A 15524-nucleotide genomic window follows, 5' to 3' on the forward strand; every position below is an offset into this window, starting at 1 on the left:
GAAGAACGTTATGTTTGAGACTATCGATATTGAAATAAAAGATTGCATTGCGACACTGTGGATGAACCGACCGGCAATTCACAATGCGTTCAATCCCACGTTGATCCTGGAATTGACGGACGCGTTGCACCGCGTCGCCATGGATGCCAATGTCCGCATCGTTGTTCTTGCCGGTCGAGGAAAGAATTTCTCAGCTGGGGCGGACTTAGAGTGGATGCAAGCCGTCGGGAAGAAGCCGATGGATGAAAACATTCAGGATGCGCGGCAGCTTGCCGAAATGCTCCGCACCCTGGCTGAGCTTCCCAAGCCGACAGTGGCTCGCGTGTCGGGGGCAGCACTTGGTGGCGGAATGGGGTTGGCTTCGGCGTGTGACATTTGTGTCGCGTCCGATGACGCTATCTTTGCAACCTCCGAAGTGCGGTTAGGACTGATTCCATCCGCAATTAGCCCCTATGTTATCCGGGCCATTGGTGAACGCCAGGCCTACCGGTATTTTCAAACCGGGGAACGTGTTACTGCACCAAAGGCTGCCGCGCTTGGTCTAGTGCATGAAGTGGTACCAACGGCTCAACTCGACACGGCGGTGGCTTTGATCGTTGAGGCACTATTAAAGGGTGGGCCAGCAGCGCAGACAGCGGCGAAGAGCTTGATTCAAGCAGTGGGCAAAACCGTGATGTCATGGCTTGTGGAAGATACGGTGTTAAGGATAGCAAATCTTCGAACGACGCCAGAAGCGCAAGAAGGAATTGCGGCATTTCTTTCCAAACGTCCTCCAAACTGGGCAGGAGAATAAGCATGTTCACTAAAATTCTCATTGCGAATCGTGGCGAGATTGCTTGCCGAATTATGCGCACTGCGAGGCGCATGGGCATCAAGACGGTCGCTGTTTATTCCGACGCCGATGCAAATGCAAGGCACGTACGCCTAGCTGACGAGGCAATCTGGATTGGCGCAGCGCCGGCACGGGAATCCTATCTGGAAGGCGGGCGCATTGTCACAGCGGCACTAGCAACTGGAGCGCAGGCCATTCATCCAGGGTATGGTTTCCTTTCCGAGAACGCGGCCTTCGCCGAGCAGTGTATTGCAGCGGGTATTGTTTTCATTGGCCCCCCCGCTTCTGCCATCAATGCGATGGGGTCTAAGTCGGCGGCGAAGACGCTCATGGAACGAGCAAATGTCCCCCTTACACCGGGCTACCACGGCGAGCAGCAAGACGCCGAATTCTTGCGTGAGCAAGCGCAGAGGATCGGCTTCCCGGTGCTATTGAAGGCGAGTTCTGGTGGTGGCGGAAAAGGCATGCGCATTGTTACGGAATCGGATTTGTTCTCTGAAGCACTGGCTTCCTGTAAGCGCGAGGCCGCCGCAAGCTTCGGTGATGACAAGGTGCTGGTCGAAAAATACTTGATCCGTCCACGGCATATTGAGATACAGGTATTTGCGGATCAGTTCGGTAACTGCGTATCGATTTTTGAACGGGATTGCTCGGTGCAGAGGCGTCATCAAAAGGTTCTGGAAGAAGCGCCGGCGCCCGGAATGGCTGCAGAACGACGCGCCGAGATGGGACGCGCTGCAGTTGATGCAGCGAAAGCCGTAGGATATGTCGGAGCCGGCACCGTGGAGTTCATCGTAGCGCCTGACGGAAACTTCTACTTCATGGAGATGAACACTCGGCTGCAAGTCGAGCATCCTGTGACAGAGATGATTACTGGGCTCGATCTTGTGGAGTGGCAGCTTCGAGTGGCCGCAGGAGAACCGCTTCCGATGCGTCAGGGCGACATCGGGATCTGTGGGCATGCCCTTGAGGCAAGGATTTATGCGGAAGATCCATCGAAAGGGTTTCTTCCTTCGATCGGAAAACTGCAGCATCTCGCCCCCCCGGTAGAAAACCAGAATGTGCGAGTCGATACGGGAGTCGAGGAGGGTGACGTAATCTCCCAGTACTACGATCCGATGATATGCAAGCTGATTGTTTGGGATGTTGATCGTGACGCGGCACTGGCTCGGATGCTTGCCGCTCTTCATAGCTTCCGTGTCGTGGGTGTATCAAATAACATCGAATTTCTGACCCGCCTTGTCGGCTCGAGATCCTTTGCCAATGCCGATCTCGACACCGGTCTGATCGAACGCGAAGGAGAGCATTTACTGGCCACCTCTATCGATCCGAATCCCGAGATCTGGGTTCTTCTCGCATTACATGAGGTCTTGCACGACCGGCGGAAAAACGAAGCGGCTATTGGGGTTGGCTCACCGTGGAATATCAACGATGGCTGGCGTCTGAACGCCAATGGCTGCAGCTCGATAACGCTTTCGCATGACGAATCCAACAAGCGGTTGGTTGTGGAGTACCTTCGTGAAGCGTACAAAATCTCTGTAGATGGGCTCGAATACTCGGTTACGGGTACGCTCGACAATGATGGGAACGTGGTTGCTGTCGTCAACGGGAAGCGGTCCAACGCCATTGTAAATATGGGCACGTCGTATTCGCGATACGTTTTTCTGCCCGAGAGCAGATGGCACTTCACAACCGACGAAGGAATTAGCCATGATGGCGATACCGCGGGGGCAAGCGGCGCCTTGACAGCTCCCATGCCGGGCAAGATATCCGCAATCCTTGCTGAAGTCGGTAAAAAACTCGAAAGGGGAGCACCACTTCTTGTCCTCGAAGCGATGAAGATGGAACATTCTATCAATGCGCCCGCCGCTGGAACAGTCAAGGCGTTCAGGTACGAAGTAGGGGACCAAGTCGGTGATGGTGACCAACTTATTGATTTTGAAGTGACATCATGAGCGACTTTGCAACGAAACCGTTCGTTAAACTCGTAGAGGTCGGCCCACGTGATGGTTTGCAGAACGAGAAAGTAACAGTACCCACCGAGACGAAGCGGCGTTTGGTGGAAATGCTGGGGGAGGCTGGCCTAAACGCCATTGAGGTAACGGCATTCGTATCGCCGGACAGGGTGCCTCAGATGGCCGATAACGCGGCTCTGATGACTTCGATACAGCGTCGACCAGGCGTGGCCTATCCGGTCTTGGTACCCAACTTAAGGGGTTTGGAGGCGGCCCTCGCAGCGGGGGTGACGGAGATCGCCGTGTTCGGCTCCGCGTCTGAGTCCTTCAGTCATAAGAACATCAATTGCTCGATTTCTGAATCGCTTGCTCGGTTTGAGCCTGTCATGCGCGCTGCGGAACAGGCTCACGTAAAGGTGCGCGGATACGTCTCGTGCGTTCTCGGATGTCCATACGAAGGAATCGTTGCACCGGATAAAGTTGCGACTGTCGCGCGAAATCTCTACGAGTTGGGCTGCTATGAAATCAGCTTGGGCGATACCATAGGCATTGGAACGCCACGCGGAACGCATCAGCTGTTTGATGCCGTCGCCAAGTACGTTCCACGGGATCGTCTTGCTGGCCACTTCCATGACACGTACGGGCAGGCGCTGGTCAATATATATGCGGCCCTTTGCGAAGGCATTCGGACCTTCGATTCCTCTGTGGCAGGCTTAGGCGGATGCCCATACGCCCCCGGCGCGTCCGGAAACGTCGCCACGGAAGACGTTATATATCTACTTCACGGCGTTGGTATGGAAACAGGAATAGACCTCGGCAAAGTCATTGATGCGGGACTGTTCATCTCGACCGCGATCGGTCGCAAGCCAGCTTCGAAGCTTGGTCTGGCACGCCTTGCAAAAGCCAACTGCGCGTAACGGTATTGCATTTTCGGAGGTCAAATGGCTACCCGACGACATCAGTGGTCGCGCGACGAATTATTCTGCGCACTGCATACAAATCAGTTTGTACCTTACTTCCAGCCGAAAATAGGGTTGCATTGTGGCGGACTGTGTAGCGCGGAAATGCTCGCCCGGTGGAAGCATCCTTCCCTGGGGATCATTGAACCAAACGACTTCATTGACGTGATGGAGGCGCACGACCTACTTGGCGAACTTACCGAAAACCTGCTGCATCAAGCGTTAAGATGCACGCAGTTCGGTTTGCGTACAGGACACCGAATCGCACTTGCCGTGAACATATCGCCGCGTACGCTCGAGAACATTGAGGGAACATCCCGCCTTATCGCAATCGTTCAGGAATATGGTATGTCACCCTCCCAAATAACGTTCGAGATCACCGAAACATCTACGGCGTTGCGGCCAGACCTTGTTCTTCAGTCCCTGATCCTTATGAAGCGGCAAGGATTTGAGATTTCAGTAGACGATTTCGGAACCGGTCATTCGTCGCTGCGTCTCCTGAACGACATGCCTTTCACGGAACTAAAAATTGATCGAGGATTCGTAAAAGGAATCTCAAAGGGCGACAAGCCTGTAACAATTCTCCGCGCCATTGTGCAGTTGGCCAACGATCTCGGAATGCGCACGGTGGTCGAAGGTATCGAAACCCGCGAGGAGTTCTCGTACGTGCGGGACCTCGGATGCGATTTGGCACAGGGCTACTACTGCGGCCGTCCAATGACATACACTAATCTGTTGCAATATGTGCGGCGCTTATCGGGGGCACTCTTCAACCACCCATTTGTAGACCCCTTATCCGAGAGCGGTAGCGTCGGGTGGGAGGCTACTACCATTTCAAAGACCAGGATGTATTCATGATTACGCTCTACCATTGTGTCAGCGCACGCTCGTTTCGGCCGTTATGGACTCTCGAAGAGCTAGAAATACCCTATGAACTCAAGATGCTGCCGTTTCCTCCCCGGTTCCTGGCACGTGGCTACCTTGAGGTCAACCCGCTTGGTACGGTCCCGGCGCTGATCGACGGCCCTACGTTCATGACAGAGTCTGCGGCCATGTGCCAATATCTCGCAGAGCGGGATCCGGCCAAAAGACTTGTGGTAAAGGGAGACGGGTCAAGGTATGGCGATTACCTCAACTGGCTGCACTTCGGCGAGGCAACGCTGACATTCCCTCAAACTTTGGTTCTCCGGTATGGATTTTTTGAACAGTCCCAACGGCGTCTGCCGCAAGTAGAAAATGACTACCGTCGCTGGTTTTTGGCTCGATTGCGCGCACTAGATGCTGTCCTTACTGAGTCCGATTATTTATGCGGAGATCAGTTTACATCGGCCGACATTTCAGTTGGGTACGCTGTCATGCTAGCTGACTATTTAGATATGTCCTCTCAGTTCTCCGAACGCGTAGGTGGGTATTGGAAGCGATTACAAGCGCGAGAGGGATATCAACGGGCTATTACGGCTCAGTACAAGGCAGCTACATCCCAAGGTGTGTCACCAATTGCTGCACCATTGACCGGCCGAGAACAGGCTTAGCGTCTCATCGCAGCATAGAAGTTGATCTTAACTACATTTACAATGCCGACCTTTCAATCACTATTCCAAAACAACCGTGTTTGGGCGAAAAATAAAGTCGACCAGGATCCAACTCTGTTTTCGCGGCTGGTGAAACAGCAGAATCCTGAGTTTCTTTGGATCGGATGCTCAGATAGTCGTGTTCCCGCAAATGAAATTGTAGGACTAATGCCAGGAGAGCTGTTCGTACATCGGAACCTCGCCAACCTTGTACTGCACACGGACTTCAACTGTTTGTCGGTGATCCAGTTTGCCGTTGAATCACTAAAAGTCCGAGACATTATTGTCTGCGGCCACTACGAATGTAGCGGAGTCGCACACGCGATGAAGAAGTCAGACGTCGGCGGCTTACCTGAAAGTTGGCTACGTCATGTTGAGGACCTCGCGATGAAAAAGCAGTGTGAGCTAAGCGAAATTTCATGTGACGCGCAACGTTTAACCAAATTATGCGAGCTAAACGTACAAGAGCAGGTCCGCAACGTCAGTCGGACAGACATCCTGAGAAACGCATGGAGGAGGGGGCAGCATGTCGCGGTACATGGCGTAGTTTATGACCTTGCCGACGGATTACTGCACGATCTGAACGTTAGTGTGACTGGACTATAGACGGTATACAGGAACGAGTCCGAGAATTCCTTGAGCACGATAGATCATCGCAAGGACAACGTTCGCCCCCCGTAGGGCGTTTTCTTTCTTGTAATTCCGCCTTCAAACCGGTCAAGGTCGAGCGTACGGACCTGTTTGACCGCCACCTATAGAGTTGAATAATGGAGCTTCTGAGATCATTTGACCAGCAACTGGACGCGCTTGACGAGCAGCAACTGCGTCGTTGCCGGCGTGTTGCCGAGACACCGTGTGCACCACAGGTGACAGTGGATATGCGTAGGTTTTTGGCTTTCTGTAGCAACGACTATCTCGGACTTACCTCACATCCGCACATGGTCGAGGCATTGCGTGAAAGCGCGACGCGCTACGGCGTGGGCAGCGGAGTGTCGAACCTGATCAGCGGCCATTCTACTGAGCGTCTAGCATATAGCTGACATTAGATTTTCAATTGGCCTTGCAATACGAGCGGTCAAATTCTTTCTCTATCAGTTGTGCAACCCGGCGCAGCGTCCAGACGTCGCTGTCAAAGCCGTTGGCCTGGGCACCGCGCAGCAAGCGCCGATATAGCCGCCTGCGTTGCACCTAGTCCAATCCCGGACGATAGCCCCAGCGGCTTGCGGCGCCATCCCTGTCTGTCGGTCTCTTGTGCTTTGGCCCAGACAGAAACGCTTTGCCGGCTCACGCCCAGTTCACGGGCAACCTCTGTCTGCGTTATTCCTTTGGCTAATAACCGCGCCGCCTGCCTGCGGCGCTGCTCCAGTGCGGTGAAGTCGCGACGAGTCCGTTTCGTTGCCATGACATAACCTCGTTCCAGTGCAAGGCCATGTCTTAGTTATACCCCATATCTGCGTCAGTTACAGGCTAAACGTTCAGTAGAGTCAACGAGGTGGGTACACGGTATGCGAAATGCCGTCCATTTGGAGGGCGGACGAACGTAGGTCCTATTAGCCGGCATGCTCATTGTCTGGTCGCATGGAAGGTTCTGTTCATCTATAACGGCGTAAACTTCAAGCACTACCTCTTTGGCAGATGGCAGCGCGTTGAAGGTGTGCGCACCTGTTAGTCTTGGCCGGTCCGATTCCGCAGGATTATGCCATTTCTTTTTCCGGCGCAGCAATTTTACTCGACATGCGCTCATGTATCGGACCATAGGCACGTTCGTTCCATCGATTGATTTCTACGACCCAAATATCGCGGTAACCAATGCTTCCTTGATCTGGCTCGATGTTTGTCGCGTAGTGGATATAGCGCTCATCGTCAATCAGGATCGCTTCGTTGACGTCCAAGGTTTGTCGAAAAACTACCTGGCCGGTCGATGGATCTCTCACTTGGGTTTCACCGCCGCGCACATTGTGGCGATTGGCGACGGCGATGACGCTAAACTCATGCCCACCACGATGCGGACCTTCAGGAACAGTGACTCCTTTAAATTCCTTGTTGGCGATGACGCGGATCTGATTCACAGAAATGTCTGAAGAACCTAAAAAATAAGAGCCTCACCAACGGCATGAATAGTCCTTTACAACCGGCTGTACCTGTCGGCTTCGAACCCGCACCGCTGGACCTGATCCTTACCCACAAGTTGCTAAACCCCTGTTCCTTCCCCCTATGAGAGGAGCCCTATTGAGAATTACGATCACCAGCCTGACTCGCGCACTTATGGGTAAAGATCAGACCGCTGGACGAGGGCTTTCTTAACCTGATCGGGCCACTCCATGCGCGGCGCGCGGACAACGGCACCTATATTCTTGCCTGGCGCGCGACGGCCGATCATGCCAACCGCTACGGTGTCGTTCATGGCGGACTGCTGTCGACCTTGGCCGACGTCGCAATCGGCATGAATCTGGCTCGCTTAACGTCCACGGTGGAAGTCACGCTGACGCTCAATCTTTCGCTGGACTTCATTAGTCAGGCGCGCGAAGGCGACTGGATAGAGGCGCATGTCGAATTGAACAAGGAAGGCGGCCGGGTTCGCCTCGGCCAGTGCCGTATCGTGGTGGGAGACAGCCTCGTGGTGCGGGGTACCGCCGTTTTCTATGTGCCGTAGGTTCGCATCCGGCGCATACGGGCCAGACGCGATAATTGCCAAGTTGGTATAGTTAGAATCGGTAGCCTTGCAACTGTCCAGGCGGCGTTGCGTCGCGGAACCTTACTATATCGGACTACTCTTCAGGAGATTCAGGCATGGAATATCGGCGTCTTGGCAAATCGGGGCTTCGCGTTCCGGCACTCAGCTTTGGCACGGCCACCTTTGGCGGTGGAAACGACTTCTTCAAGGCATGGGGTGCGACGGATGTGGCTGGCGCGTCGCGGCTTATCGATATCTGCCTTGAGCATGGCGTTTCAATGTTTGATAGTGCCGATGTGTATTCGGATGGCCTGGCCGAGCAGATTCTTGGCGACGCGATCAAGGGCAGGCAGCATCGCTTGCTGATCTCGACCAAGATCACTTTTCCCAAAGCCAAAACCGAAGGTCCAAACGACTATGGCTCGTCACGCCAGCATCTGGTGAAAACCATAGATCAAACCCTGAAACGTCTTGGCACCGACCATATCGACCTGCTGCAACTGCATGGCCAGGATAACAATACGCCGGTGGAAGAAACCCTTGCCACGCTGGACCAGCTGGTACGCGCCGGCAAGGTGAACTATATTGGCTGCTCCAACTTTTCCGGCTGGCACTTGATGAAGTCGCTGGCGGCTTCCGACCGCTATGGCTTCCCGCGTTATGTCGCGCACCAGGCTTATTATTCGCTGCTCAACCGCGACTACGAGTGGGACCTGATGCCACTCGGCGAGGATCAGGGCGTGGGAGGGGTCATCTGGAGCCCGTTAGGCTGGGGCAAACTCACCGGAAAAGTCCGTAGAGGCCAGCCTTCCCAGCCCGGCACCCGCGCGCACGACATTGCCGGCACCGGGCCTCATTTCGAAGAAGGGCGCTTGTACCGCATCGTCGATGCACTAGATGTTATTGCCGGAGAGACGGGAAAAACCGTTCCGCAAGTTGCACTGAACTGGCTGCTATGCCGGCCTACCGTTGCCAGTGTGATCATCGGTGCGCGTAACGAAGCGCAACTCATCGACAATCTGGGCGCAATTGGCTGGCAGCTGACGAGCGAACAAATCGCCAGACTCGATGAAGCGAGCGATGTGCCGCCCGTTTATCCTGTGTGGCATCAGCGCGGCTTTCCGATGCTGAATGAGCGTCTTGAATCCGCAAAGCTGGTGCGGTGAATTCGGCATGGCAGGCGGCCTTGTTAATGACCATGATCGACATACTTGTGATTGTCCAATTTGGCATGAAAAATGTCGTTTTTGAATGTTGGGCATCGGCGCCGGTAAAGGCAGACTGTGAACTCCTGAAATTGAGCCGCTTTCCTGTGTGAGAAAAATAAGATTTTTTCACCATGGTCAGTGACAGCTATCAGGGCGATGCCGATCCAACCATTCAACAATAAGGAGCCACCACGATGCCGAAACGAAACCTGACTGAAGACGATCTGCTCGACGACTTCAATCCTCGTCAAATCACACTCGATGGCGTTACAAAGGTCGTCCATGTAGCCGGTACTGGACCGGCGGTCATCGTCATGACCGAAATGCCGGGCATCAGCCCGCATGTCGCTCGCTTCAGTCGCTGGATTCGCGACGCAGGATTCACCGTCTACATGCCTTCGCTATTCGGTCGTGATGGCGCCGTGCCGAATGTCGAAGAGGGCAAGGCTATCTTCCAGCGTGCATGCGTGAGCGCCGAGTTCCGCGCATTCGCAGTCAATGAGTCGAGCCCTGTCACCAGGTGGCTGCGGTCGCTGGCAAGGCGGGCGCACGAGGAATGCGGCGGTTCTGGCGTTGGCGCGATCGGAATGTGCTTTACCGGCAACTTTGCGCTTACGATGATGCTTGATCCCTCGATGCTCGCGCCGGTACTTTGCCAGCCGACATTGCCTCTGAATGATCCTGCCGGACTCGAAATCGGGCCCGAAGAGTTGCTTGCCGTGCGGCGACGTCTGGACCGGGACGACCTGACCGTGCTGGCCTACCGTTTCGAGGGAGACCGGTTCTGCAAGGCGCAAAGGTTTGCTGCCTACGCCGAAGCACTTGGCGACCGCTTCGTCGCTCGGGTACTTCCCGACAGCGCGGCCAACCGCGATTCTCTTGCGCCGTTTTTCGAGCATGTGGTCGCGAGTCCGCACAGCGTGGTGACCGCCCATCTGATCGATGAGGCGGGCCAGCCGACGATTGCCGCCCGCGACGAGATTCTTTCGTTTTTCACTCGTCGCCTTGCCTCATGACGCCGGCGGTGATGGTGCCTATACCCGCTGAGCAATTCCGGATCAGAACGTTACCTGATACGCATAATCGCCCGGTTCAAGCGCGCCAAACATGATGGCGGCGCGGTATTCATCAAGCTTGACCACCGTCGGTTTTGCCAATCCCGTCTTCACCGGTTGAACAGTAGGCGGCGGGCCTTTTTGCGGCAGCATGACGATGACGCTTGCGCCGTTCAGGCGTTTTTTGCCGACGACGGTAATGTCAAGCTCAAGACGTTTGCCGGAGCTGACGGTTGAAACCCTGAGATGCTCGCGCTCGCGCCACCAGTCGGCCACCTGTCCGGCAGATGCAAGCCAGAGCTGGTCCTTGCGCTGCTTCAGGCGTTCCAGGTAACCCGGCATGGCTTTGGCAAGCACGCTATCAGCGTGAAAATTCTGACTATGCACGCTCAACAAGCCTAGCGCGCCCTGATCGACGGCCAGGTCGAAATCTTCAATCAGTTCCTTCGTGGTTTGCTCGACATTGAGATTCTGGCTGGCCAGATTGATGTCGTCGCGTTGCGTGCGCGGCAAGACAATCAAGGCATCGTCGGGTTCGACGTCCGGCAGTTTGGAAACGATAGGTAGCCGGGCCTCGGTCCGGGACGGATCCGCCGCATGATGACGTATGCCGGACTTATGCAGCAAGGCTTCGGTCGCGGCGTCATATCCTTCCAGCGGAGCGCGGAAACCGGTAATGGTATCGACGTCCGGAATCACTGTTGCCATCTCGGTGCGCATGATTTGCATGCGCTGCTCCTGGAGTTTCGGCGGCTGGCCCTTGAAGCCGTCATGCACGTCGGCGTGATAGCCCACTTCGAAGTCACGATGGAGCCGGGTCAGCACTTCCGGGTAACGCCGGCCTACCGAAGTAAGGACATAGAAGGTCGCGCGATAGTCGATCGCGCGCATCATCGAAGCAAACACTTCCGCATTCGGGAATCCGTCTTCGGTATCCATTTCGATGACTTGCGCGGCACGTTTGCCGTTGGGCCATGCAGCGCGCACGATCGCCGGTTCGCGCTGCAGCCACTGGAGCGTGTTGTCGATCACTTCATACATCATGAGCGGACGCGATTCCCACACCGATTCGGCAAATGCATAGAACGTCGTACGACTGGGACCCGGTGCTGTTTCGGTATAGACGATCGCGCCTTCGTCGCGCCGTTCGGGTTCAACGATGCGCGCCCAGTTCATGAAGCGTCCGGCGACCATTTCTCCCTTGGCGCGCAACAGGGTTTCCGAAGTTTTGCTCAGCGGCAGGCGCTGTCCGGCCGGATGCTTGTACGTTACCGGCGATTCGCCATTGACGATCAAATAACTGACTTCGGCCGCGCGTGGAATTTCACCTGTCATTTTCACGCCCAGCGTTTCCAGGAATTCCCATCCGGCCCAGTCGCCCTTGCCATTTCTTGAGCCGGTCGCCCAGGTAGCAAGGACGGAACCGCCTTTTTGGCGAAAGGACAGAATCTCCGCGCGCTCTTCGTCGCTCAGCGCGATGGCCGACGGCAATACGAGCACGCCGTTTTTGAATTCTTTCAACTGGCCGGGTTCGCGAACTTCCTTGTAGGTCCGCTTGCGATTGGCGAAGTAATCACGCCAGGGGACTAGCAGGGTATCGTAGTTTCCGCCGATGGTGCCGAAGTAAGCTTTGGTCGATGGAGATGCATAGAGGATGACGTTTTCGCTTGACGATGCGACAAAGGAAATCGCGCCGTTCATGGTAATCAGCGGCACACGCCAGCCAAGCGACTGCATGACCGTGAGGTACATCAGTACCGGCACACCCACGCCCAGGATCACCATCATCGGCAGGTAAGTGCTGATTCTCCTGAAGGCAGGCGTGCTTGCGCGACGATCGACGAGGTCTGGCTTCATTCGAAAAAACGGCGAGGTAAAGAGAGCGTTCAATGTTCAGCGGACGGAGATTCCATCAGCGATGGCGGAACATAGCGTTTCAGAAAAATCGGTTCATGCGGACCGGTCGCCTGACCGTCGGACTCCTTGGCTTTCGGTTTGCGCTTGTCGCGCAGTTTGAAGGCGGCATAGGCGCCGACGCCGACGACCGTGGTGCCGATGGTCGTCACCAGGATAACCGTTGCAAGAATAGAAATCAGATCCATATCAGAGCTTTCCTTCCCGATCCAATTTGCCCCAAGTCATGGTGTGTCCGCGCCACTCTTCGATCGTGGCTAAGACTTTGGAGACGTCGATGATATTAATATAGAAAAGACGGAACATGACCGAGTAAAAAATGAGAGACGGTTCTTCTTCTTCGATCACAATGCAGTACGCGGCGGCCACTACGTCCAGTATCGTCAGCTGCAGCCACCAGTAAAAGAGCAGCACCGCCAGCCCGTAACGAATGCCGACATAACCGAAAAACAGGTTGCCCAGTATCGTCGAAAACGGCCACATGATGGCTTCGAACAGCATGTACCAGAGGATGAAGCAATTGACTCCAGCCTTGCGCGGTTGCCACAGCGCCGCACTATGCTTGCTGGTCGCCTGCAGAATACCACGCGTCCATCGATAGCGTTGCTTGAGCAGGTCGAGCAGGCGGCTCGGGGTTTCGACCCAGGCAATGGCCGTTGGTTCATACGCGATATGCCAGCCCTGCATCAATAACTTGAGCGTGAGGTCGCAGTCTTCGGCAAAGGTGTCATGGTCGTAGCCGCCGACTTGTTGCAAGACTGTCTTGCGGAACATGCCAAGCGGGCCGGGGATGATATTCACCGAACGCATGAAACTCTGGGCCTTGCGCGCCATGGCCAGGCCTTCGACATATTCCAGCGCCTGAATATTGGTCCAGATGTTTTCCCGATTGATCACCTTGACATTGCCGGCCACCGCGCCGATCCGCGGATTTTCGAAGTGCCGGATGCAGGCGCGCAGCGTATTGCGCGACAACTTAGAGTCGCCATCCATGTTGAGCACGAACTCGCCGCGCGCGAGACTCATGCCGGTATTGAGTGCTTCGGCCTTGCCGCCATTGCGCTTGGTGACGACGCGAACCGGTATCTTGGTTTGCTCGCGCGCGACGGCAATGGCTTTTTCATAAGTGTCGTCGGTGGAGCCGTCGTCGATCACGATGATTTCGTAATTGGGATAATCCAGTAGCAGCAGCGAACGGATCGCGGCCTGGATCACGACGCCTTCGTTGTAGGCAGGGACTACCAGCGAAATCATCGGCAGCGAGCTTTCCTCGTTGTACTTCGGGCTGACGGTTTCTTCACGCTTTGTGTACAGACCTTCAAGATGATCCATGAACGAGTACAGGATCAGCACCGCGTAGCGTATCACCAGAAGCAACAGGAAAAACAGCAGATAGAGTGTAAGGATCGCAAGTACATAGTTTTCCAGCAGGACGCTGAACGATCCCTTCGACTGGCGCACCGAGTCATAGCTGAACGCCAGCAGCACGCCCATGATGGCGAGTGCGGTTGCAACCCACAGGTAGCGATAAACCTTCCGGGCTACCAAAGCTTTTCCAGATTGATGTTGAAGGACTTCGACCGATACGCGGCGTTGTCGCGCTGGCTCGCCATGCTCCAGAGATTGAAGCCCACACCGATGTCGTTCGAAAGCCAGCGCTTGCCGCCTGCGGACACGCTCCAGCTGTCGCCCGCATCGCCATAAATGCGCGTGCCGGCCTGGCCCGAAACGAACAGGTTCCAGTCGGCCGCATCCCATTCGCCCAGCAGCCCGGCATAGAAGGATCCGAAACCGATCTCGGGCGACCAGTAGTTCGGGGTATTGAATTTGGCCTCGCGCGCTTCGACGCCAACGAAGGGTTTGAGGTTGTTTCCTAAAGGCCGCAGGTTGGAGGCAAGCCGCAGATTGCCCGAGAGGATCCTGTTGCCGTCCGAGATATCAAAATAATTGAGGCGTCCGGCTACCCGGCCAAACGAAAAATCCTGAGCACCCTCCAGGCCGACATGGTTCGCGCTCAGATTGGCGAGCAGGGCATTCGGATTGACGGCGTTTCGCCCCCAGTTCACGCGTCCGAGTTCGAGCACGTTGTCATTGTCGCCAAACTTCAGGCGCGTGCTGCCGTAGAGCGTGCGATTGCCTTCGCTTGGCACGCTGAGCTCGAAACTCGGCTTCAGGTTCAATGCAGGCGCGTGATAACGTAGGGTCAGCTCCTTCTGGCGCGCCACGGTGGGAAGCTGATTGTCCTGTACACCGCTGACTTCGACTTCGATGGTGTTTGGGCCACCGCCTTCGCGCCAGCGGTGATTGATCGTTGCCGCCTTGCGCTTGATGTCTGAAGAATCCTCGGAACCGCCGGCACTGAAGGTCGTGCGTGGACGCAGCGCGCGCTGCGCCAGGGTGACGCCCTCCTTGGCGCTGGCATTGGCGGGATCCGCCGCGAGGACTGCGCGATACAGGGGAAGGGCTTCATCGTCGCGGCCGCGCCAGCGATGCACGTTTGCCATGCCGATCCTGGCTTCATTGGCGAGCTTGCCTGCCGTCAGTCCTTGATAGATGGCTTGCGCTTCCTTCAATCGGCCGGTCCATGCGAGGCAATTGGCAATGATCAGTTGCAACTCCGGGTCGGCCTTCTCGCGCGTCATCAGCGCCAGGCCTTCGGTGCCCGCTTCATAATACTTTTCGCTTGCGCTGAGTGTGGCGACGCGCTGCGCGCCGGGACTGCGCGCGGGCTGGGCCGGTGCCTCCGGCTGCGCCGGCGGTGTCGGGACTGCGGGCACTTGCGGAGCCGGGCGCGGTTCGGCATGAAGTGTCGCGCCGGCGGGCGGCATGGTTTGATACTGCGACAATTGATGCAGAGCGCTCGCCGGCGATTCGCGCATGAGCGGACGCGTTTCCGGCACAGGTGCCGGGGCAGGGCGTGGCCGCAACTCCGGGATAGGCGCGGGCGCTGCGTACTGCTCGTTCCGGCGCAGGGATTGCAATTTTGCTTTTGCCGCGTCGGCAAAAGCGGTGCCTTCCAATGCTTCGAGCTGCATCCTCGCCTCATCAATCCTGCTGATACGCTGCAAACTGTCGGCGACGATAAAGCGAAGATGATGATTCCAGGGTTGTGACAACAGGTCGTTCAAACCGCGCGCCGCCGCACCTTCGTATTGGCCTTTCTTATGCAGATCAATCGCCGCGCTCACCGGCGTGGTGTTCGCGCCGGCCAAGGTGCTGAGCGACAGTCCGATGCACCATACCAAGTGACGAAGCACAGTCTTCCGTCGAACGCGCGGGGTACCCGAGACAGTAGGCGATTCAGAAAGGGTGGCAGGCCTGGTTGAAATCATGGTGGTCGCGATATGCAGTGTTAG

The 15524-nt window shown here is 56.0% G+C and carries 16 protein-coding genes; 9 read left to right on the forward strand and 7 right to left on the reverse strand.

Features of this window, described 5'->3' with window-relative positions; genetic code table 11:
- Nucleotides 1–10 precede the first annotated feature (10 nt).
- From D3871_RS27720 to can, 6 genes are read left to right on the forward strand one after another with little or no spacing between them, the layout of a single operon-like run.
- On the forward strand, nucleotides 11–793 hold the full coding sequence (locus D3871_RS27720; RefSeq protein WP_119772289.1) for an enoyl-CoA hydratase/isomerase family protein: 783 nt from the start codon (nucleotides 11–13) through the stop codon (nucleotides 791–793).
- 2 nt (nucleotides 794–795) lie between these two features.
- Nucleotides 796–2787: an acetyl-CoA carboxylase biotin carboxylase subunit gene (locus D3871_RS27725; protein ID WP_119772290.1), complete on the forward strand. Its 1992-nt coding sequence runs from the start codon at nucleotides 796–798 to the stop codon at nucleotides 2785–2787.
- Nucleotides 2784–3704, forward strand: coding sequence for a hydroxymethylglutaryl-CoA lyase (locus tag D3871_RS27730; protein WP_119772291.1), 921 nt, complete (start codon nucleotides 2784–2786; stop codon nucleotides 3702–3704). The genes D3871_RS27725 and D3871_RS27730 overlap by 4 nt, the downstream gene beginning before the upstream one ends.
- Before the next feature lie 24 nt (nucleotides 3705–3728).
- Nucleotides 3729–4604: an EAL domain-containing protein gene (locus tag D3871_RS27735; RefSeq protein WP_119772292.1), complete on the forward strand. Its 876-nt coding sequence runs from the start codon at nucleotides 3729–3731 to the stop codon at nucleotides 4602–4604.
- Complete coding sequence (locus D3871_RS27740; protein WP_119772293.1) at nucleotides 4601–5278, forward strand: glutathione S-transferase family protein; 678 nt, start codon at nucleotides 4601–4603, stop codon at nucleotides 5276–5278. The genes D3871_RS27735 and D3871_RS27740 overlap by 4 nt, the downstream gene beginning before the upstream one ends.
- A gap of 42 nt (nucleotides 5279–5320) precedes the next feature.
- Complete coding sequence (gene can, locus D3871_RS27745) at nucleotides 5321–5923, forward strand: carbonate dehydratase (protein WP_119772294.1); 603 nt, start codon at nucleotides 5321–5323, stop codon at nucleotides 5921–5923.
- Between the two features lie 523 nt (nucleotides 5924–6446).
- On the opposite strand, the gene D3871_RS27755 is transcribed toward can, so the two are convergent.
- The 3 genes from D3871_RS27755 to D3871_RS30420 form a co-directional block, all read right to left on the reverse strand.
- Complete coding sequence (locus tag D3871_RS27755; RefSeq protein ID WP_119772295.1) at nucleotides 6447–6719, reverse strand: helix-turn-helix domain-containing protein; 273 nt, start codon at nucleotides 6717–6719, stop codon at nucleotides 6447–6449.
- A 292-nt stretch (nucleotides 6720–7011) separates the two neighbouring features.
- Nucleotides 7012–7386: a 2OG-Fe dioxygenase family protein gene (locus D3871_RS27760; protein ID WP_158598096.1), complete on the reverse strand. Its 375-nt coding sequence runs from the start codon at nucleotides 7384–7386 to the stop codon at nucleotides 7012–7014.
- Nucleotides 7387–7580: 194 nt separating this feature from the next.
- A complete protein-coding gene (locus tag D3871_RS30420) occupies nucleotides 7581–7721 on the reverse strand; it encodes a hypothetical protein (protein ID WP_158598097.1) in 141 nt (46 codons plus the stop codon).
- 18 nt (nucleotides 7722–7739) lie between these two features.
- On the opposite strand from D3871_RS30420, the gene D3871_RS30425 reads away from it, so the two are divergent.
- The 3 genes from D3871_RS30425 (at nucleotide 7740) to D3871_RS27775 (ending at nucleotide 10215) form a co-directional block, all read left to right on the forward strand.
- Complete coding sequence (locus D3871_RS30425; protein WP_158598098.1) at nucleotides 7740–7970, forward strand: PaaI family thioesterase; 231 nt, start codon at nucleotides 7740–7742, stop codon at nucleotides 7968–7970.
- Between the two features lie 137 nt (nucleotides 7971–8107).
- Nucleotides 8108–9157: an aldo/keto reductase gene (locus D3871_RS27770; RefSeq protein ID WP_119772298.1), complete on the forward strand. Its 1050-nt coding sequence runs from the start codon at nucleotides 8108–8110 to the stop codon at nucleotides 9155–9157.
- Nucleotides 9158–9393: 236 nt separating this feature from the next.
- Nucleotides 9394–10215 carry a dienelactone hydrolase family protein gene (locus D3871_RS27775; RefSeq protein WP_119772299.1) on the forward strand — a complete coding sequence of 274 codons (822 nt, stop codon included), beginning with the start codon at nucleotides 9394–9396 and terminating at the stop codon, nucleotides 10213–10215.
- 42 nt (nucleotides 10216–10257) lie between these two features.
- Here D3871_RS27775 and D3871_RS27780 read toward each other — a convergent pair whose 3' ends face one another.
- From D3871_RS27780 to D3871_RS30430, 4 genes are read right to left on the reverse strand one after another with little or no spacing between them, the layout of a single operon-like run.
- Nucleotides 10258–12111, reverse strand: coding sequence for a polysaccharide deacetylase family protein (locus tag D3871_RS27780; RefSeq protein ID WP_147376925.1), 1854 nt, complete (start codon nucleotides 12109–12111; stop codon nucleotides 10258–10260).
- A 29-nt stretch (nucleotides 12112–12140) separates the two neighbouring features.
- Nucleotides 12141–12356, reverse strand: coding sequence for a hypothetical protein (locus tag D3871_RS27785; protein ID WP_119772301.1), 216 nt, complete (start codon nucleotides 12354–12356; stop codon nucleotides 12141–12143).
- Nucleotide 12357: 1 nt separating this feature from the next.
- Nucleotides 12358–13716 carry a glycosyltransferase family 2 protein gene (locus D3871_RS27790; protein ID WP_158598099.1) on the reverse strand — a complete coding sequence of 453 codons (1359 nt, stop codon included), beginning with the start codon at nucleotides 13714–13716 and terminating at the stop codon, nucleotides 12358–12360.
- A complete protein-coding gene (locus D3871_RS30430) occupies nucleotides 13710–15425 on the reverse strand; it encodes a tetratricopeptide repeat protein (RefSeq protein ID WP_158598100.1) in 1716 nt (571 codons plus the stop codon). Before D3871_RS30430 ends, D3871_RS27790 begins: the two co-directional genes overlap by 7 nt.
- Nucleotides 15426–15524 lie beyond the last annotated feature (99 nt).

It is taken from the genome of Noviherbaspirillum saxi, from assembly GCF_003591035.1.
Taxonomy (GTDB): Bacteria; Pseudomonadota; Gammaproteobacteria; order Burkholderiales; family Burkholderiaceae_D; genus Noviherbaspirillum; species Noviherbaspirillum saxi.

What these genes read in the sequence shown, in the direction of transcription:
- D3871_RS27770 (WP_119772298.1), top strand. Translation starts at nt 8,108, where the DNA reads ATGGAATATCGGCGTCTTGGCAAATCGGGGCTTCGCGTTCCGGCACTC.
- D3871_RS27725 (WP_119772290.1), top strand. Translation starts at nt 796, where the DNA reads ATGTTCACTAAAATTCTCATTGCGAATCGTGGCGAGATTGCTTGCCGA.
- D3871_RS27730 (WP_119772291.1), top strand. Translation starts at nt 2,784, where the DNA reads ATGAGCGACTTTGCAACGAAACCGTTCGTTAAACTCGTAGAGGTCGGC.
- D3871_RS27735 (WP_119772292.1), top strand. Translation starts at nt 3,729, where the DNA reads ATGGCTACCCGACGACATCAGTGGTCGCGCGACGAATTATTCTGCGCA.
- can (WP_119772294.1), top strand. Translation starts at nt 5,321, where the DNA reads ATGCCGACCTTTCAATCACTATTCCAAAACAACCGTGTTTGGGCGAAA.
- D3871_RS27780 (WP_147376925.1), bottom strand. Translation starts at nt 12,111, where the DNA reads ATGAAGCCAGACCTCGTCGATCGTCGCGCAAGCACGCCTGCCTTCAGG.
- D3871_RS27720 (WP_119772289.1), top strand. Translation starts at nt 11, where the DNA reads ATGTTTGAGACTATCGATATTGAAATAAAAGATTGCATTGCGACACTG.
- D3871_RS27740 (WP_119772293.1), top strand. Translation starts at nt 4,601, where the DNA reads ATGATTACGCTCTACCATTGTGTCAGCGCACGCTCGTTTCGGCCGTTA.
- D3871_RS30420 (WP_158598097.1), bottom strand. Translation starts at nt 7,721, where the DNA reads ATGAACGACACCGTAGCGGTTGGCATGATCGGCCGTCGCGCGCCAGGC.
- D3871_RS27785 (WP_119772301.1), bottom strand. Translation starts at nt 12,356, where the DNA reads ATGGATCTGATTTCTATTCTTGCAACGGTTATCCTGGTGACGACCATC.
- D3871_RS27775 (WP_119772299.1), top strand. Translation starts at nt 9,394, where the DNA reads ATGCCGAAACGAAACCTGACTGAAGACGATCTGCTCGACGACTTCAAT.
- D3871_RS27755 (WP_119772295.1), bottom strand. Translation starts at nt 6,719, where the DNA reads ATGGCAACGAAACGGACTCGTCGCGACTTCACCGCACTGGAGCAGCGC.